Genomic DNA, 18,054 nt, shown 5'->3' with positions numbered 1-18,054 from the left:
CAGCCATTCCTGTGCGATCCACCATGACAGCACCAAGCCTGTCGCGCGGCGGACCGGATCACATCGACCGGCTCACGCGGGTGGGTCAACCGGTCGATGTATTGCGGTTCCCGGCCGGGCCGGACTCCGCCCACCAGGCGGCGAACAGCGGGTTGGTGTCCAGGAGATGCGCGTAGGAGTCGAGGAGCGCGGCGGGGGCCTGCTCGGCCGCGCCCGCGGCGGCGTTCTCCTCGTGCCACACCAGCACGACCTCCTGACGCAGCGGCGTGCCCACGAGACCGCGGATCACCACGCCGTTGCCCTCCCGCGCCACCGGCTTGGCCAACGTGACCGAGCCGGACTGGACCAGCACCCGGGTCGTGGTCGAGTCCGACAGCTGGTGCTTGATGACCGGGCTGAACCCCGCCGCGGCGCACACCCTGGTGAACGCGAGCTGCTCGGTGCCCTCGGCCACCGGCGGCATCACCCAGCTCTCCCCCGCCAGCTCGGCCAGGTCGATCTCCCCGCGCCCGGCCAGCCGGTGCTCCTCGGACAGTGCCACGAACAGCGGCGCGCGCAGGATCACCCGGCTGATCAGGCCGGACGGGATCGGCGTGCGGAAGCCGGGGTTCTCCTCCAGCACGGCGAAGTCCACCTTGCGGTCGAGCACCTTGCGCACCAGCTCGGCCGGGTGCATGTCGATGTCGATGCTGGTCTCGGCGCCGCCCAGCCGCTCGGCCAGGGCGTCGGCGAACAGCGGGATGGTCGGTCCCGGCGGGCCGCCCACCCGGACCTGGCCGGTCTCCCGGCCCGCCTGGGTGCGGCTGCGGATGCCCGCCATCAGCTCGTCCACCTCGGCGAGCAGCTCCCGCGCCCCGGCCAGCACATAGGTGCCCAGGTCGGTGGGCACGACCCCGGTGCCGGTGCGGGAGAACAGCAGGCCGCCGATGCGCCGTTCCAGCCGCTGGAGCTGGGCGGTGAGGGCGGGTTGGGACACGCCGAGCTGGATGGCGGCCTTGGACAGGCTGCCCGCGTCGGCGACCGCGCGGATGACGCGCAGATGACGTAGTTCCAACTCGCTCACATCAGAGTTATGCCCCGCGCACCGAAGTTATGCAAACCTCCGGGGGCCTGTTGGGGACAACCGCACAATTTCCGTCGGCGGCGTGTGAAAACGGCACACCCTACGTCGACGGCCGCGAACCCGAAGGTCCGCGGCCGTCTGGAAGCCCATTCACCGTATTGAATTGTCGGTCCCTATCAAGGGTCAGCCGTCGGCGCCGTCCGGCGGCGGGGGCAGCTCCACGTCCTCGACCGGCCGGTCGGCGTTCTTGGCGCCCCCCGTCTCGGCGGGCAGCAGCGCGGTGAGCGCGGCGCCCTGGACCCGCCGGAACGCCCGGCGCGGCCGCCCGCGGTCGAGGATCGCCACCTCCAGCCGGTCCTGGGTCAGCGCCGACTCGGTGCCGTTGCCGGTCGAGCTCGTGCCCAGCGCCTTGACCGCCAGCCGCACGGCGTCGGCCAGCGCGAGCCCGTCGGCGAAGCTCTCCTTCAGCGCCGCCGCGATGGGCTCGGTCTGCCCGCCCATCACCAGGTAGCGCGGCTCGTCGACGATCGAGCCGTCGTAGGTGAGCCGGTAGAGCTGGTCCTGCTTGGCGGTGGCACCCACCTCGGCCACGCAGAGCTCCACCTCCAGCGGCTTCACCTGCTCGCCGAAGAACGTGCTCAGCGTCTGCGCGTACACGTTGGCCAGCTGCCGGGCCGACACGTCGCGCCGGTCGTAGGAGTAGCCCCACAGGTCGACGTGCCGGATACCGCCCCGGCGCAGGCTCTCGTACTCGCTGTAGCGGCCCGCCGCGGCGAACCCGATCCGGTCGTGGATCTCGGAGAGCTTGTGCAGCGTCGCCTGCGGGTTCTCCGCGACGAACAGCACGCCGTCGGCGTACTTCAGCGCGACGACGCTGCGGCCCCGGGCGATGCCCTTGCGGGCGTACTCCGAGCGGTCGCGCATCAACTGCTCGGGCGAGGCGTACAACGGCATCGTCACGGGGCGGCTCCTCGGGTCCTGGTGTCCGGCTCGGGTGTGTTCGGGTGGGGTCTCAGCCGCGCGGCCGCTCGGCGCGCTCCGCGACCACGGCGGTGGCGACCGCGGCCGCCTCCTCCTCGGTCGCGCGCGCCGCGCCCTCGGCGGTGATGGTGACGACGCTGGGGAAGATCCGCCGCGCCATGTCCGGACCGCCGGTGGCCGAGTCGTCGTCGGCCGCGTCGTAGAGCGCCTCCACCGCGGCCAGGAACGCCGCGTCGCGGTCGCCGTCGGGCCGGTAGAGCTTCTTCAGCGCGGACTTGGCGAACATCGACCCGGAGCCGATGGCGTGGAACCCGGCGCGCTCCTCGTAGCGGCCGCCGGTGACGTCGAAGGACACGATCCGGCCCGCGCGGGCCGGGTCCTCGGCGTCGATGTCGTAGCCGACGAACAGCGGCACCACGGCCAGCCCGGCCAGCGCCACGTCCAGGTTCCCGCGCACCATGCTGGCCAGCTTGTTCGTCTTGCCGTCCAGCGAGAGCGGCACGCCCTCGATCTTCTCGTAGTGCTCCAGCTCCACCGCGTAGAGCCGGACCAGCTCGACGGCTAGGCCCGCGGTGCCCGCGATGCCCACCGCCGAGTGGTCGTCGGTGACGAACACCTTCTCGATGTCCCGCTGCGCGATCAGGTTGCCCGAGGTGGCCCGCCGGTCACCGGCGATCAGCACGCCGCCGGAGAAGGCGAGCGCGACGATCGTGGTGCCGTGCGGCGCGTCGACCCGCGCCCCCGGGTGCGCCTCGCTCGCGCCCCGGACCCCGGGCAGCAGCTCGGGGGCCTGGGCGCGCAGGAACTCGGTGAACGACGAGGTGCCTGCCGACAGGTAGGCGGCGGGGAGCGAGGTCCCCAGCCGCTGGGACGAGATGTGTTCCATGCCTTCTTTCATCCTGTCGCGGGGGATGGGACCAGGGCGGTTCTACCCGGCCGGCCTATTGGCCGCCCTTCTGCACGTAGGCGCGGACGAAGTCCTCCGCGTTCTCCTCCAGCACGTCATCGATCTCGTCGAGGATCGCGTCGGTGTCGTCGCCGAGCTTCTCCCGCCGCTCCTGGCCCGCCGCGGTGGTGTCCTCGATGCCGTCGTCGCCGTCCCCGCCGCCCTGGCGGGTCGTCTGCTCCTGGGACATGTCGCCTCCCGGTCCTGTGGCCGGCGTGCCTGCCGAACTGCTGCACCTGCCTACTGGGAACACTACCCAGTCGAACCCACGTTCGTCGCGGGCCGCGCCGGGGACAAGATCGGATTCCGGGTCAGCGGCGGGCCACCCCGGTGAGCGCGTCGACCAGCTCCTCGGCCGTGTTCGCGGCGTCCAGCAGCTCTCCGACGTGCGCCTTCGTCCCGCGCAGCGGCTCAAGGGTGGGGATCCGGACCAGCGACTCGCGGCCCAGGTCGAAGATCACCGAGTCCCAGGAGGCGGCCGCGATCGCGTTCGGGTAACGCTCAAGGCAGCGGCCGCGGAAGTAGGCGCGGGTGTCCTGCGGCGGGGTGGTGATGGCCGCGCGCACCTCCTCCTCGCTGACCAGCCGCTGCATCGAGCCGCGCGCGACCAGCCGGTTGTACAGGCCCTTGTCCAGCCGCACGTCCGAGTACTGCAGGTCGACCAGCTGCAGCCGGGGCGAGGACCAGGCCAGCCCGTCGCGGGCCCGGAAGCCCTCCAGCAGCCGCAGCTTGGCGGGCCAGTCCAGCCGGTCGGCGCACTCCATCGGGTCCCGGCGCAGCGCGTCCAGCACCTCGCCCCAGACCCGGTGCACGTCCCGGGAGACCCGGTCCACCTCGACGTCGCCGCGCTCGATATATGCGGCGACCAGCTCGTGGTAGGCGTGCTGGATGTCCAGGCCGGTGAACTTGCGGCCGTTGGACAGCTCGACGGTGGCCTTCAGCGTCGGGTCGTGGCTGAGTACGTGCACCGCCCGCACCGGGTCGGCCAGCTTCAGGTGGTCGAAGCGGGTGCCCGCCTCGATCAGGTCGAGCACCAGCGCGGTGGTGCCGACCTTGAGGTAGGTGCTGGTCTCGGCCAGGTTCGCGTCGCCGATGATGACGTGCAGCCTGCGGTACTTGTCCGCGTCGGCGTGCGGCTCGTCCCTGGTGTTGATGATGCCGCGCTTGAGCGTGGTCTCCAGGCCGACCTCGACCTCGATGTAGTCGGCGCGCTGGGAGAGCTGGAAGCCCGCCTCCTCGCCGGAGGCGCCCAGGCCGACCCGGCCGGAGCCGCAGACCACCTGGCGGGAGGCGAAGAACGGGGTCAGACCGCCGATCACCGAGGTGAACGGGGTGCTGCGGGCCATCAGGTAGTTCTCGTGGGTGCCGTAGCTGGCGCCCTTGCCGTCGACGTTGTTCTTGTACAGCTGCAGCCGGGGCTGGCCGGGCACGGTGGCCGCGCGCAGCGCCGCCTCCTCCATCACCCGCTCCCCCGCCTTGTCCCAGACGACGGCGTCGCGGGCGTTGGTGACCTCGGGCGCGGAGTACTCGGGGTGCGCGTGGTCGACGTAGAGCCGGGCGCCGTTGGTGAGGATGACGTTGGCCGCCCCCAGGTCCTCCACGTCCGGGTCGGCCGGGGCCATGCCCGGCACGCCGAGGTCGAACCCGCGCGCGTCGCGCAGCGGCGACTCCACCTCGTAGTCCCAGCGCGCCCGGCGCGCCCGCGGGATGTCCGCCGCGGCCGCGTAGGCCAGCACGACCTGGGTCGATGTCAACACCGGGTTGGCCGTCGGGTCGCCCGGCACGGCGATGCCGTACTCGACCTCGGTCCCCATGATCCGCCGCATACGCCCAAGCCTACGGGTCCGCACCGACCGGGCGGTCGGGACACGGTGACCGGCACGCGACCGTCCGTGGTGACCTCGATCGCCCCGGCTGCCCGGTGGTCCCGGCGCGACCGGAGTTCGGATGTCGCCGAAGTTCGGGCGCTGTGCAAATCAGCTGTCGCGGCAGGTCAGCTGTCGCTGGAGTTCAGGACTCGCGGCTCAGGGCCGCGGCGGCCTTGGGGGCGACGCGGACCAGGGCGGTGCGGGCCCGGGAGGTGCTGGCCGCCTCCACGGTGACCGCGGTGGCCAGCTCGCCCTCGGCGAGCACCAGCGTGCACTGCGGTTTCGCCGCGCCCGGCGCGCACCAGCTGACCTGGGCGTCCACCCCGGACAGCGCAGACAGCGCGGTCGCCGGAATGCCGTCCTCGACCCGGTTCGGTCCCTGCTTCGGGCACGTCTTGGGGTCGATGCCGGTGGTGGTGTCGACCGCGTCCTCCGCGTGCACCACGTACTGGTCCAGGGTCGCCCCGCTGGCGTAGCGCCACTTCGTCAGCCGGGTGGCGTCGAACCCGGTCTCCAGGTGGAAACCGCAGTGCAGGGCCTGAACGGTGTTCTGCGCGGGCACCCCGACCGCCTGGACCTCCTCCTCGACCAGGTCGGCGGCGGTCATCGAGGCAGACTCGACAATCGAGGCCGGGGTGGCCTGCCTGGCCGTCGTCGTCGTGGTGGTGACCGCCGCGGCCGCCTGCGCGCTCGTCATGGGAACGGTGGTCGTGGCCGTGGGCTCGTCGTAGTAGGTGTACAGATCGTTGTCGCGGTTGGAACACGCGGTGAGCAGGGTCACGGGTAGCACGGCGGCGCAGGCGAGCACGTGGACACGACGCAACGGTCGTCCCCTTCGACAGATCGGCGGGCGGGTGATCAAGCACAGGGCGGGTGATCGAGTACGGCGTGATCGAGTACAGCGGGTGATCAAGTCACGACCGTACCCTGCTCGATCTCTCCCACCACCCGCCCCCTCATCCCCGCCCGGCACCGTCCCCGGCCTGGCAACCACACCGCACCCTGGGCATCGAGCACGTCGCGGCGCAGGCCGCCCGAGCCGACCACACCTGCCGGACGGTGGTGTGGAAACGGGTGGGCCCCGCCGGGATCCGGCGGGGCCCACACGGGACTGTCCACTCGCTGCTGCTTACAGGTACTGGCCGGTGTTGGTGGCCGTGTCGATCGCCCGGCCGGACTCCTGGTTCTTGCCCGTGACCAGTGTCCGGATGTAGACGATGCGCTCGCCCTTCTTGCCCGAGATCCGCGCCCAGTCATCGGGGTTGGTGGTGTTGGGCAGGTCCTCGTTCTCGGCGAACTCGTCCACGATGGCGTCCAGCAGGTGCTGCACGCGCAGCCCCGGCTGGCGGGTGTCCAGCACGGACTTGATGGCCGCCTTCTTCGCCCGGTCCACGATGTTCTGGATCATCGCGCCGGAGTTGAAGTCCCGGAAGTAGAGCACTTCCTTGTCGCCGTTGGCGTAGGTGACCTCCAGGAAGCGGTTGTCCTCGGTCTCCTCGTACATCCGCTCCACGGTGTGCTGGATCATCGCGGCCACGCAGGTCTGCCGGTCGCCGCCGAACTCCGCCAGGTCGTCGGCGTGGATGGGCAGGTTGGCGGTGAGGTACTTGGAGAAGATGTCCTTGGCCGCCTCCGCGTCCGGCCGCTCGATCTTGATCTTCACGTCGAGCCTGCCCGGTCGCAGGATCGCCGGGTCGATCATGTCCTCGCGGTTGGACGCGCCGATCACGATGACGTTCTCCAGGCCCTCCACGCCGTCGATCTCGCTGAGCAGCTGGGGCACGATCGTGGTCTCCACATCGGAGGACACGCCGCTGCCGCGGGTACGGAAGATCGAGTCCATCTCGTCGAAGAACACGATCACCGGGGTGCCCTCGGAGGCCTTCTCCCGCGCCCGCTGGAAGATGAGCCGGATGTGCCGCTCGGTCTCGCCGACGAACTTGTTGAGCAGCTCGGGACCCTTGATGTTGAGGAAGTACGACTTGGCGTCCTTGGGCGCGTGGTCACCGCGGGCCGCCGCGACCTTCTTGGCCAGCGAGTTCGCCACCGCCTTGGCGATCAGCGTCTTGCCGCAGCCGGGCGGGCCGTAGAGCAGCACGCCCTTGGGCGGGCGCAGCTCGTACTCGGCGAACAGGTCCTTGTGCAGGAATGGCAGCTCGACCGCGTCGCGGATCTGCTCGATCTGCCGGAACAGGCCGCCGATGTCGGCGTAGTCGACGTCCGGCACCTCCTCCAGCACCAGGTCCTCGACCTCGGCCTTGGGCACCCGCTCGTAGGCGTACCCGGACTTGGCGTCGACCAGCAGCGAGTCGCCCGGCTTCAGCGGGGACGCGGTGAGCGGGTCGGCCAGCCAGACCACCCGCTCCTCGTCGGCGTGCCCGACGACCAGTGCCCGGCTGGCGACCTCCTCGCCGTCGGCGACGAGCAGCTCGCGCAGTGTGGACACTTCACCGGTGCGCTCGAAGCCGCCGCCCTCGACCACGGTGAGCGCCTCGTTGAGGCGTACCGACTGCCCGCGCCGCAGCGTGCCCGACTCCACCGCCGGGGACACCGAGACCCGCATCCTGCGGCCCGCGGTGAACACGTCGACCGTGCCGTCCTCGTGTCCTTCGAGGAACACGCCGTAGCCGCTGGGCGGTTGGGCAAGGCGGTCGACCTCCTCGCGCAGGGCGAGTAGCTGGCCCCGGGCCTCGCGAAGCGTGTCGACGAGCTTGGCGTTCCGCTCGGTGAGTTGACTCACCCGCTCGGACGCCTCCGCCAGCCGTTGCTCCAGCAGTCGCGAATGCCGTGGCGATTCCGTCAGTTTCCGGCGAAGCAGAGCGACTTCCTCTTCGAGGAAACGGATCTGCGCGGCATCCGACCGGTCGTGGCGTTCCCGCCCGGTCTCCGCGCCTCCGTGCTCACCGTCGGCGTTTTCCGGCCGACTGCCGGGACGATCGTGCTGCATGTCGGCACCTCCTCCCGAACTCGTACCCCTACGGTACCGGCGATCACCGACAAGGACAGAGCATGAACAGCGCGGAACTTCCGTGTCATCCCACATCGACACTCGCTCGGCGGCACCGGATCCGCCATCCCGGTGCCGGCGGGAACCGGCCGGCGGTTACCGTGCGTCGGTGTACTAGGCCGACCGCGCGCACGGCAGACCGGCACGGCGGGGCCACCCTTACCCTCACGAGAACCCGGGAACCATGACCCAGCCTCCTTCCCAGCCGGACCCGTACGGCCAGCCCGGCAACCAGCCCTACCAGGGCGGATACCCCCAGCAGCCGGGTACGTACGGCCAGCCGGGGCAGTACCCGCCCGCACCGGGCCAGTACCCGCAGCCGGGCGCCCAGCCGCAGCCCGGCCAGTACCCGGCCGGTGGTCAGTACGGACAGCCGCAGCCGGGCGCGCCCGGCCAGTACGGTGACCCGAACCAGTTCCCACAATCCGGACCCCTCCCCCAGCAGGGCGGCTATCCGCAGCAACCGCAGCAGCCGTACGGACAGCCGCAGCCCGGTTACCCGCCGCAGCAGGCGTTCGACCCGTACGGCAACCCCATCCCGCCGCCGCGGCCGCGCAACAACAAGCTGCCGCTGCTGCTCGGCGGTGGCGGCCTGGTCGTCATCGGCATCGTGGTGACCCTGGTGCTGGTCCTCTCCGGCGGCACCGGCACGCCCAAGGGCACCGCGGACGCGTTCGTCTCGGCCATGAAGGGCACGGACGTGGACGACTTCACCAAGCTGCTGTGCGACGACAACACCAGCATGCGGCCCAGCCAGAAGGACCTGGAGAAGACCGGCGGCAAGATGCCCACGATGGGCGTCGAGTTCACCGTCGGCGACGTCAAGGAGACCGGCGACACCGCCACCGCCGACATCAACGCCTCGATCGGCGGCCAGCAGGGCACCGCCGTGCTCAAGATGAAGAAGGTCGGCGGCGACTGGTGCGTCAGCGACCTGGACTTCGACTTCCGCTGACCCCTCGGCCCTGTCCGGCGGCCGGGGCGTGCCCAATACCATGGGCACGCCCCACCACCCGTTCGGCGGTTCGCCGGATACCGGGAACGCGAACGCCCTCCCGGCCGTCTACCTCGACCGACACCGCCGCCGAGCCCCCGCGGCAGGCGGCCGGTGAACCAGCGCACAGGAAGCCAGGGATCGCGATGACCTACCCGCCCCAGCCGCCCGGACCAGACCCCAACGGCCCCGGCTACGGCGCCCCGGGGTGGGGTCCACCGCAGCAGCCCCCCGGCTACCCGGCGCAGCCCGGCGGCTACCAGGGCCTGGGCACCTTCGGCGGGGGCGAGCCGCCAAGGCCGCCGCGCAACACCGGCCGGATCGTCGCCATCGCCATCATCGCGGTGCTGGTGCTCGGCGGCGCCGGGGTCGGCGTGTGGGCGCTGACCAGGGACAAGGGCGGCTCGGCCGACACCGGCACGAGCGCGAGCACGGGCAAGACCGGCGGCAGGACGGGCAGCACCGGCGACGACAGCGGCTCGAAGACCGGCGCCGCGAAGGACAGCCCGGACAGCGTCCGGGACGACTACATGGCCGCCTACGAGGCCAACCACTTCGCCGACGTGCTCGACGGCGCCTGCGACGCCTACAAGCAGAAGTACGGCACCGACGCCGCCGAGCTGGAGAAGACGCTGAAGCCCTACGAGGTCAAGGCGAGCGCGGACGGGGACGCGGACGTCAGCGGCTCGACCGCGTCGGCCAGGATCGACCTTGAGCTGACCGAGAACGGGAACACCCAGCGGGTGCCGATCGAGATCAAGATCGTGAAAGAGGACGGGCACTGGAAGTTCTGCGGTGAGCAGCGGGGCTGAGCCGCCAAGCCGTCACCCGACCGGCGTATCCTCCGCGGAGTCCGTCGGCCGCCCACGCCACCGCCCGACCGGCCGGAACGCCGGTGACCATCGAGGAGTCAGGGATACATGACCCAACCACCGAACCAGCCGGGGCCCTACGGACAGGACCCGTACGGACAGCAGCCGTACAACCCGTACGGGCAGCAGCAGCCCGGCCAGGGCCAGTACCCGCAGCAGCCCGACCCCTACGGCCAGCCCCAGCAGCAGGGCTACCCCGGCTACGGCGGCACCCAGCAGTTCGGTCAGGACCCGTACGGCCAGCAGCCCTACGGGCAGCCCGGGTTCGGCGGTGAGCCGCCGAAGAAGAACGTCGGCAAGATCGTCGCCATCGTGGCGATCGTGCTGCTGGTGCTCGGCGGCGGCGGCGCCGCGATCTACTTCCTGACCAAGGACAACAAGACCAACACCGCGAGCCCCGGCGGTACCGGTGGCGGCGGCGGGTCCACCTCCTCGACCTCGTCGCACAAGTCCACGAAGACCACGAGCGAGGACGAGACCACCACCGAGGACGAGACCACCACCGAGACCAGCGAGAGCTCGGGCGGCGGCGGGGGCGCGTCCGGGGGCGGCGGCAGCGACCTGAAGGCCGCGGGCGCCAAGTACGTGGCGGCGGTCAACGCCAAGGACGAGGCGACCGCGAAGGGCCTGATGTGCGAGGCCACCAGCCCCGGGATCATGTACACCAGCGTGGCACCCAACGGCGGCGTGGTGAAGGTGGTCGGCGAGCCGGAGACCTATGACGCGACCAGCGGCAAGGTCGACACCGAGGTGTCGCTGGGCAGCGGCGAGCCGATCCCGTTCCCGATCGTGTTCGAGAAGAAGTCCAAGGGCTGGTGCGTCTCGCTCTGAGGCGTTCGGCGTGCGAAAGGGGCGGCCCGCCGGGCCGCCCCTTTCTCGTTCAGCCCTTGCTCGGCCTGCGTTGCGGACGCGGGGTGACGACGCCGTCGGCGAGCCTGCGGGCGGTGATCAGGAACGCGGTGTGCGCGATCATCCGGTGCTCCGGCCGCACCGCCAGCCCCACCGAGTGCCACGGCCGGATCAGCGTCTCCCAGGCGTGCGGCTCGGTCCAGCACTGCTGCTCGCGCAGCGCCTCCGACACCCGGGACAGCTGGGTGGTGGTGGCGACGTAGACCACCAGCACGCCGCCGGGGATCAGGTTGGTCGCGACCGTGGGCAGCATGTCCCAGGGGGCGAGCATGTCCAGGATGACCCGGTCGACCTCCCCCGTGTGGGTGGCGAGGTCGGCCACAGTGAGTGTCCAGTTGGCCGGGTGCTCGCCGTAGAACTCCACCACGTTGCGCTCGGCGTGCTCGGCGTGGTCGTCGCGGATCTCGTACGAGGTGACCGTGCCGGTGGGGCCGACCGCGCGCAGCAGCGAGCAGGTCAACGCGCCGGAGCCCGCGCCCGCCTCCAGCACCCGGGCGCCGGGGAAGATGTCGCCCTGCATGACGATCTGCGCCGCGTCCTTGGGGTAGATCACCTGGGCGCCGCGCGGCATGGACAGCACGTAGTCGCTCAGCAGCGGCCGCAGCGCCAGGTAGGCGGTGCCCGCAACGGAGCTGACGATGGAGCCCTCGGGCTGCCCGATGATGTCGTCGTGGGCCAGCGCGCCGCGGTGCGTGTGGTACTTCTCGCCGGGCACCAGCACCAGCGTGTAGTGCCTGCCCTTGGGGTCGGTGAGCTGCACCCGGTCCCCCGCCTCGAAGGGCCCGCTGACCTTGCGTACCGACACCCGCTGCCTCGCCTTCCACCTGTGCTGAACCGACAGGAGATGGTCGCAAACGGGGCGGCCGGACCCGCACCCGCCCTGGCTCAGCGGCGGCCGCGGTCCTCGATGGCGGCCCGCAGGTCCTCCCGGCGCAGCACGCCGGACGGCCTGCCCTCGTCGTCGACCACGACGAACTGCCAGGCCGCGGTCTCCCACACCCGCTCGGCGATCTCCTCGCCCGGCTCGGAGGCCAGCAGCACCGACTCCGGCCGGATCGGCTCGGCCGCCTGCTCGGCAGGCGCGAACGGCGACCGCTCGGCCAGCTGCCGGGCCGCGACCTCGTCCAGCAGGCCCGCGGCGACGCCGTCGGCGCGCACCAGCACGACCCCGCGCCCGGCCGCCGCGGCCAGCGCGTCGGCCACCGGGCTCTCCGCGGGCAGCTGCAGCACCGGCCGCACGATGTCGGCCAGGGTGAGGCCCTCCGGCCAGGTCCGGCGCTGCTCGGCGGCCAGCTCGCCGCCCGCCCCGGCGATCACGAACCAGGCGGTCAGCACGCACACGCCCAGCCGCAGCCACCGGTCCGGGCTGGCGTCCGCCAGCCCCCACAGCGACCAGGCGACCAGCAGGGCCGCGACGATCCAGCCGCCGAGGACCGCGGCCCTGGTGCCGATGCCGCGCCTGCCGGTGGCCGCCCAGACGCCCGCGCGCAGCATCCGGCCGCCGTCCAGGGGCAGGCCGGGGAGCAGGTTGAAGATCCCGACGGCGACGTTGGCGAACGCGCATTCCAGCACCAGCAGCCAGACCGGCCCGCCGGACGGGATGAGCAGCAGGCCGATGCCGCAGATGCCCGCCAGGACGATCGAGACCGCCGGTCCGGCCGCCGCCACGACCCCCTCGTGACCCGGGCGTCGCGGTGTGCGGGCGATCTCGGCCAGGCCGCCGAGGAGGAACAGCCGGAGCCTGCGGACGGGGAGTCCGAGGCGGAGGGCCACCACGCAGTGGCCGAGCTCGTGGGCGAGCACGGAGATGCCCAGCAGGATGGCGAACGCCGTGGCCAGCGCGATGGAGCTGACGGTGTCCGCGCCCGGCATCAGATCGCCGACGAGCGGGGCGTAGAAGACGACGACCGCCAACGCGCCGAGCCACCAGGACGGGGCCAGGATCACCGGGACGCCGCTGTATCGGAACAGCAGCAACCCGCCCCCCGGGCCAGGGGCGACCGGGAACGCGGCGCTCGACACCTCGCACAGCCTAACCACACACACGTATGTCCTGAGTGATCCCGGGGCGGACCATGATTCCGCTCTCGGAAAACATTCCCCGCCGCTATTGGCGAGTTGCCCACAAGGGCACGAATCCATCCCCGCATGGTTCGCGCGGGGTATTGACCGACGACTTCCGAAGTGGTCCCGGCCCTGGTGACCGGCGGGAAAGCAATAGCCACTCCGGCGGGTGGCGACGGAAACTCGCGCGGAAACGGCCCCGGCACGAAACTGTCGGTGGTCGACACTAGGGTTCCGGTCATGGTCCCCCCAGGAACCGATGCTCCAGGAACCGACGCCACAGGAACCGAGACAGCGACCACGACAACGCGGGCCACCCGTCGCCGTCCCGCGCTCTCGCCGTCGCGCGCGGGCGACTTCAAGCAATGCCCGCTGCTGTACCGGTTCCGCGCCGTCGACCGGCTGCCCGAGACGCCGACGAAGGCGCAGGTGCGCGGCACGGTGGTGCACGCGGTGCTGGAGCGGCTGTACGGGCTGCCCGCCGCCGACCGGCTGCCGGACACCGCGCACGGGCTGCTCGCGCCCACCTGGGAGGCGCTGTCCGCCGAGCGCCCGGAGCTGCTGGGGATCTTCGCCGAGGGCGAGGAGCCCGCCGAGTGGCTGGCGTCGGCCACCGCGCTGATCGACGGCTACTTCACCCTGGAGGACCCCCGCAGGCTGCAACCACAGGCCTGCGAGCTGCTGGTGGAGACCGAGCTGCCGTCCGGGGTGCTGCTGCGCGGCTACATCGACCGGCTGGACGTGGCGCCGACCGGCGAGATCCGGGTGGTCGACTACAAGACCGGCACCGCCCCGCGCGAGATCGGCGAGGCCAAGGCCCTGTTCCAGATGAAGTTCTACGCACTGGCCGTCTGGCGTCTGCGCGGCGAGGTACCCCGCCAGCTGCGCCTGATGTACCTGGCCGACCGCCAGTCCCTGGCCTACACCCCGGACGAGGCGGAGCTGACCCGCTTCGAGCGCACCCTGGAGGCCATCTGGCAGGCCATCCTGCGCGCGGGGCACTCCGGCGACTTCCGCCCGAACAAGAGCAAGCTGTGCGGCTGGTGCTCCTACCAGGCCCTCTGCCCGGAGTTCGGCGGCACGCCGCCCGCGTACCCGGGCTGGCCGGAACCCGACCCCGGCGAGGAGTCGGCCCTGGACCGGTCCGACTGATGTCGTTCTACGAGCCGCTGGGGGGCGGCCGGTTCCGCTCCACCGAGCACACCGCCGGTCCGTGGACCCCGGGCGACCAACACCTCGGGCCGCCGTCGGCGTTGCTGGTCCGCGCGCTGGAGGCGCTGCCGTCGGACAAGGCGATCACCCGGGTCACGGTGGAGATCCTGGGCCCGGTCCCGGTCGCCGACCTGACGGTCACCGCCGCGGTCGAACGCCCCGGCCGCTCGGTGGAGCTGCTCCGCGCCGAACTGGTGGCGGGCGACCGCGCCGTCGCCCGAGCCGCCGCCTGGCGCATGTCCGTCACCGACACCACCGCCGTCCGCACCGACGACGTGCCACCCCTGGCGCCACCGGCGGAGGCGACGCCCCTGACCAGACCGGAGTACTGGGGACCCGGCTACCTCGACGCGATGGAATGGCGCGCCCTGCGCGGTTCGCTGGCCGACCCGGGTCCGGCCACGGTGTGGGCTCGCCAGCGGGTCCCGCTGGTGGCGGGCGAACAGCCGACCGGCCTGCAACGGCTGGTCACGGTCGCCGACTCGGGCAGCGGCGCCTCGGGCGTCCTGGACATCCGGCACTGGTGGTTCATCAACACCGAGCTGACCGTCCACGTGACCAGGGTCCCCACCGGCGACTGGATCGGTCTGGACGCCCACACGGTGATCGGCGCCAACGGCACCGGCACGGCCATGACCGTGCTGCACGACCGCACCGGCCCGGTCGCCCGCGGCACCCAGTCGCTCCTGGTCCGCCCGCGGTGACTCAGCGGTGGCGGTTCGCTCAGAGGTACTTGTAGACCTCGTCCAGGGTCAGGCCGCGGCCGATCATCAGGACCTGCACCCGGTAGAGCAGCTGCGAGATCTCCTCGGCCAGCTCGGCGTCGGACTGGTACTCGGCGGCGATCCACACCTCGCCCGCCTCCTCCAGGACCTTCTTGCCCTGCGCGTGCACTCCCGCGTCCAGCGCCTGGACCGTGCCCGAGCCCTCCGGTCGGGTCTTGGCGCGATCGGTGAGCTCGGCGAACAGTTCGTCGAAGGTCTTCACGGACCCGATCCTGCCACCCGCGCGCGCACGGGAGAAATCAGCTCGCCCCGACCAGCTCGCGCAGGAGGGCCTCGTCGAGACCGATGAGCGAGTCGCGCAGGACGCGGCGTTCGCCCGGTTCTACCGGGACCTCGCAGGGCACGACCAGCACGGTGCAGCCCGCGGCGACGGCCGAGGCCGTGCCGGTGGGCGAGTCCTCGATGGCCAGGCAGTCGGCCGGGGGGACGCCGAGCAGCCGGGCCGCCTTGAGGTAGGGCTCGGGCAGCGGTTTGTTCCGGCCGTCGACCTCGTCCCCGCAGACCGTGACGTCGAAGAGCTCGCGGCCGATGGTGTCCAACGCGATCTCGGTCAGGGCCCGCTCGGTGGAGGTGACCAGGGCGACCGGCAGCCCGGTGGCGCGGACCGCGCGCAACGCCTCGGGGGCGCCGGGGCGGAAGGTGAGCGAGGTGCGGAACAGCTCGACCATGCGGGCCTCGATCCAGCCCATGGCCTCGGCGATGTCGGCCTCGGTCGGCACCCGGCCGACCCCGCCGAACAGCAGGCCCATGCTGGTCGGCACGTTGCTGCCGACCATGGCGGCGCGGATCTCGGCGGACAGCGGGGCGCCCAGCTTGAGCGAGTACTCGGACAGCGGGATGTCCCACAGCTTCTCCGAGTCCAGCAGGGTGCCGTCCATGTCCCAGAGCACAGCGGCGGGCAGGCCATCCACAGTGGACGGTCCAGGCACGGGCGTTCCTCTCGACGGGGATGTCCGGTTCGACCGGTTCGCCACGCCGCGCCCCGGGTGCCGGGACGGGTGCCCCGGCATGTCCCCAGCCTACGATCTCCGCCCCCGGGGTCCGGGCCGTAGGCTGGCCGGGTGACCGACCCGGACCACCCGCAGATGGCTGACGACCGCGAGCCCACGGCGCAGCAGCAGGATCTCGTCGACCCCGTCATGGTGGCGGCGTTCGAGGGCTGGAACGACGCGGGGGACGCGGCGAGTACCGCGATCGAGCACCTGCAGCTGACCTGGGACGCGAGCCCGCTGCTGGAGATCGATCCGGACGACTACTACGACTTCCAGGTGACCCGCCCGACGGTGCGCATGGTGGACGGTGTCACCCGGCGGGTCGAGTGGCCAACCACCCGGCTCTACCGCTGCCGCCCGCCGGGGTCCAACCGGGACGTCGTGCTGGTGCACGGCATCGAGCCGAACATGCGCTGGCGTCGGTTCTGCGCCGACCTGCTCAAGCACATCGAGGACCTGAACATCACCACCGTGGTCACCCTGGGTGCGCTGCTGGCCGACACCCCGCACACCCGCCCGGTGCCGGTCACCGGCACCGCCTACGACGCCACCTCGGCGGCCCGCTTCGGCCTGGAGCGCTCCCGCTACGAGGGCCCGACCGGCATCGTCGGCGTGCTGCAGGACGCGTGCGTGCGGGCCGGGGTGCCCGCCATCTCGATCTGGGCGGCGGTCCCGCACTACGTCTCCCAGCCGCCGTCGCCGAAGGCCACGCTCGCGCTGCTGCACCGGGTGGAGGAGGTCCTGGACGTGGAGGTGCCGCTGGGCACCCTGCCCGACCAGGCCGAGGAGTGGCAGCAGACGGTCAGCGAGATGGCCGAGGAGGACGAGGACGTGCGCAACTACGTGCGCGCCCTGGAGGAACGCGGCGACGCGGAGAACACCCTCAACGAGACCAGCGGCGACGCCATCGCCGCCGAGTTCGAGCGCTACCTGCGCAGGCGCCGCCCCAACGGTCCCGGCCGGGGCGGCTCGGGGCCGGGCCCGACCGGGGTGTGAAGCAGCGGATCACGCTCGCCGCGCTGTACGCGGGCGGCTTCCTCGGCCCGTTCGCGGGCGGGATCACCACCTCGATGCTGCCCGAGCTTGGCCACGACTTCGGCGTGTCCCCGCAGGCCGCGTCGTACTCGCTGACCGCCTACCTGGTGCCGTTCGCGGCGTTCATGCTGTTCAGCGGCACACTGGGCGCCCGCTGGGGCGCCGCAAGAAGCGTGCGAGTCGCCTACCTGGTGTACGTGGTCGCGTCGGTCGTCTGCGCCCTGGCCGACTCGTACTCACTGTTCCTGGGCGCACGAGCGTTGCAGGGCGCGGCCAACGCGTTCACCACTCCCCTGCTGCTGGCCGCGATCGCCACGATCACCACCCCCGAACGACTCGGCCGCACACTGGGCCTGTTCTCCTCGTTGCAGGCCGCAGGCCAGACCAGCGCGCCACTGCTGGGCGGGGTGGCGGCCGAGGTGAACTGGCGCATCGCGTTCATCGGTGTCGCGGTGGTATCCCTGGCTCTGGCACTGGCCGGGCTCCCCGAGCAGATGCGCGAACGCCAACGGACACAGGCGACACTCCGTTCGGCCTGGCGCCCGTCGGTGGTGCGCGCGGGTTGGCTGGCGCTGGTGGGCTGGGCCTGTCTGGGCGGCATGAACGTACTGCTGGCGCTGCGCGCGGAGGACGTGTTCGGCCTGAGCGCGGCCGAACGCGGGTTGGTACTGACCGGCTTCGGCGTGGTGGGCCTGCTGAGCGCGCGGCCGGTCGGCCAGGGCATCGACCGCATCGGCGCCCGACGAGCGGTACTGATCGGCTCGGTCGCGGGGGCGATACCGATCGCGCTGGTGGGGACGCTGACCTGGTTGCCTGCGGTGATCGTGCTGTGGGCGTCGACGGGGATCGCCGCGCAGCTGGTGCTGGTGGGCGTGAACGCGCTGGTACTGGGGGGCGAGGGGCCGAACCGGGCGGGCGCGGTGTCGGTGGTGCAGTCGCTGCGGTTCACCGGGGCGGCGGTGTCGCCGCTGGCCTTTACGCCGCTTTACCAGGCGGAACCGGTGCTGGGCTTTCTCATCCCGGCCGCGTTGGTGGCCGTGAACGCTCCTGTCCTACTGGCCTTCCCGCGCCGAAAGTCCACCTCGGACTGACCTGCCTGCCCACCGCCACCCCACGCGGGCCGATGTGGATGGCTCGCCTGCCTTGTGGACAACTCGCCGGGGGATCCCCGAAATCCACATTACCCGACCCCACCGACATTCCGGCCGACAAACGATCATGCCTGTGGACAGCCGCGCCGACCCCCTGGACCGCGCCCCGTCAAGCCCTCCGCCGCCCTGTGGACTGTTCGCACGGCATGTGGACAACTTGTCAGGGGATCCCCGG

18 protein-coding genes are annotated in these 18,054 nt (G+C 71.9%); 7 read left to right on the top strand and 11 right to left on the bottom strand.

Annotation, left to right across the window (positions count from 1 at the left end; all coding sequences use genetic code 11):
- Window positions 1–85: 85 nt before the first annotated feature.
- The 7 genes from C503_RS37720 to arc all read right to left on the bottom strand — a co-directional run bounded on the left by C503_RS37720 (window position 86) and on the right by arc (window position 7,805).
- Window positions 86–1,063, bottom strand: a complete 978-nt coding sequence (locus C503_RS37720; RefSeq protein WP_018680820.1) for a LysR family transcriptional regulator — start codon at window positions 1,061–1,063, stop codon at window positions 86–88.
- A gap of 183 nt (window positions 1,064–1,246) precedes the next feature.
- Entirely contained in the window at window positions 1,247–2,023 is a 777-nt protein-coding gene (prcA, locus tag C503_RS0103510) for a proteasome subunit alpha (protein WP_018680819.1), read from the bottom strand.
- Window positions 2,024–2,075: 52 nt separating this feature from the next.
- A complete protein-coding gene (gene prcB, locus C503_RS0103505) occupies window positions 2,076–2,930 on the bottom strand; it encodes a proteasome subunit beta (protein ID WP_018680818.1) in 855 nt (284 codons plus the stop codon).
- A 55-nt stretch (window positions 2,931–2,985) separates the two neighbouring features.
- Window positions 2,986–3,180, bottom strand: coding sequence for a ubiquitin-like protein Pup (locus C503_RS0103500; protein ID WP_018680817.1), 195 nt, complete (start codon window positions 3,178–3,180; stop codon window positions 2,986–2,988).
- Between the two features lie 121 nt (window positions 3,181–3,301).
- Complete coding sequence (dop, locus tag C503_RS0103495) at window positions 3,302–4,816, bottom strand: depupylase/deamidase Dop (protein ID WP_018680816.1); 1,515 nt, start codon at window positions 4,814–4,816, stop codon at window positions 3,302–3,304.
- Window positions 4,817–5,000: 184 nt separating this feature from the next.
- Complete coding sequence (locus C503_RS0103490) at window positions 5,001–5,681, bottom strand: hypothetical protein (RefSeq protein WP_156892939.1); 681 nt, start codon at window positions 5,679–5,681, stop codon at window positions 5,001–5,003.
- A gap of 306 nt (window positions 5,682–5,987) precedes the next feature.
- Entirely contained in the window at window positions 5,988–7,805 is a 1,818-nt protein-coding gene (arc, locus tag C503_RS0103485; RefSeq protein ID WP_018680814.1) for a proteasome ATPase, read from the bottom strand.
- A 244-nt stretch (window positions 7,806–8,049) separates the two neighbouring features.
- On the opposite strand from arc, the gene C503_RS42980 reads away from it, so the two are divergent.
- The 3 genes from C503_RS42980 to C503_RS47195 all read left to right on the top strand — a co-directional run bounded on the left by C503_RS42980 (window position 8,050) and on the right by C503_RS47195 (window position 10,562).
- Window positions 8,050–8,820, top strand: coding sequence for an Rv0361 family membrane protein (locus C503_RS42980; RefSeq protein ID WP_018680813.1), 771 nt, complete (start codon window positions 8,050–8,052; stop codon window positions 8,818–8,820).
- Between the two features lie 185 nt (window positions 8,821–9,005).
- Entirely contained in the window at window positions 9,006–9,671 is a 666-nt protein-coding gene (locus C503_RS0103475; protein WP_018680812.1) for a hypothetical protein, read from the top strand.
- A gap of 108 nt (window positions 9,672–9,779) precedes the next feature.
- Window positions 9,780–10,562, top strand: a complete 783-nt coding sequence (locus C503_RS47195; protein ID WP_018680811.1) for a flagellar basal body-associated FliL family protein — start codon at window positions 9,780–9,782, stop codon at window positions 10,560–10,562.
- A 49-nt stretch (window positions 10,563–10,611) separates the two neighbouring features.
- Here C503_RS47195 and C503_RS0103465 read toward each other — a convergent pair whose 3' ends face one another.
- Window positions 10,612–11,445 carry a tRNA (adenine-N1)-methyltransferase gene (locus C503_RS0103465; protein WP_018680810.1) on the bottom strand — a complete coding sequence of 278 codons (834 nt, stop codon included), beginning with the start codon at window positions 11,443–11,445 and terminating at the stop codon, window positions 10,612–10,614.
- An 80-nt stretch (window positions 11,446–11,525) separates the two neighbouring features.
- The gene (locus C503_RS0103460) at window positions 11,526–12,662 is read right to left on the bottom strand and encodes a site-2 protease family protein (protein ID WP_018680809.1); all 1,137 of its coding nucleotides are present in this window, start codon (window positions 12,660–12,662) and stop codon (window positions 11,526–11,528) included.
- Window positions 12,663–12,944: 282 nt separating this feature from the next.
- Here C503_RS0103460 and C503_RS0103455 point away from each other — a divergent pair, with 282 nt between their 5' ends.
- Together C503_RS0103455 and C503_RS0103450 are read left to right on the top strand one after the other, a co-directional pair.
- On the top strand, window positions 12,945–13,856 hold the full coding sequence (locus C503_RS0103455; RefSeq protein WP_018680808.1) for a RecB family exonuclease: 912 nt from the start codon (window positions 12,945–12,947) through the stop codon (window positions 13,854–13,856).
- Window positions 13,856–14,620: a thioesterase family protein gene (locus C503_RS0103450; RefSeq protein ID WP_018680807.1), complete on the top strand. Its 765-nt coding sequence runs from the start codon at window positions 13,856–13,858 to the stop codon at window positions 14,618–14,620. Before C503_RS0103455 ends, C503_RS0103450 begins: the two co-directional genes overlap by 1 nt.
- Before the next feature lie 19 nt (window positions 14,621–14,639).
- Here C503_RS0103450 and C503_RS0103445 read toward each other — a convergent pair whose 3' ends face one another.
- Together C503_RS0103445 and C503_RS0103440 are read right to left on the bottom strand one after the other, a co-directional pair.
- Window positions 14,640–14,903, bottom strand: coding sequence for a phosphoribosyl-ATP diphosphatase (locus tag C503_RS0103445; RefSeq protein WP_018680806.1), 264 nt, complete (start codon window positions 14,901–14,903; stop codon window positions 14,640–14,642).
- Window positions 14,904–14,940: 37 nt separating this feature from the next.
- Entirely contained in the window at window positions 14,941–15,579 is a 639-nt protein-coding gene (locus C503_RS0103440) for an HAD family hydrolase (protein WP_245572404.1), read from the bottom strand.
- 207 nt (window positions 15,580–15,786) lie between these two features.
- On the opposite strand from C503_RS0103440, the gene C503_RS0103435 reads away from it, so the two are divergent.
- Together C503_RS0103435 and C503_RS0103430 are read left to right on the top strand one after the other, a co-directional pair.
- Window positions 15,787–16,689, top strand: coding sequence for a PAC2 family protein (locus tag C503_RS0103435; RefSeq protein ID WP_033400198.1), 903 nt, complete (start codon window positions 15,787–15,789; stop codon window positions 16,687–16,689).
- On the top strand, window positions 16,686–17,819 hold the full coding sequence (locus C503_RS0103430; RefSeq protein ID WP_018680803.1) for an MFS transporter: 1,134 nt from the start codon (window positions 16,686–16,688) through the stop codon (window positions 17,817–17,819). The genes C503_RS0103435 and C503_RS0103430 overlap by 4 nt, the downstream gene beginning before the upstream one ends.
- Window positions 17,820–18,054: the final 235 nt, after the last annotated feature.

Origin of the sequence: Actinokineospora enzanensis DSM 44649, assembly GCF_000374445.1 — a bacterium.
GTDB classification, from domain to species: domain Bacteria; phylum Actinomycetota; class Actinomycetes; order Mycobacteriales; family Pseudonocardiaceae; genus Actinokineospora; species Actinokineospora enzanensis.
The sequence above is the reverse complement of the archived record's forward strand: the minus strand, read 5'-3'. Positions and strand labels throughout refer to the sequence as shown.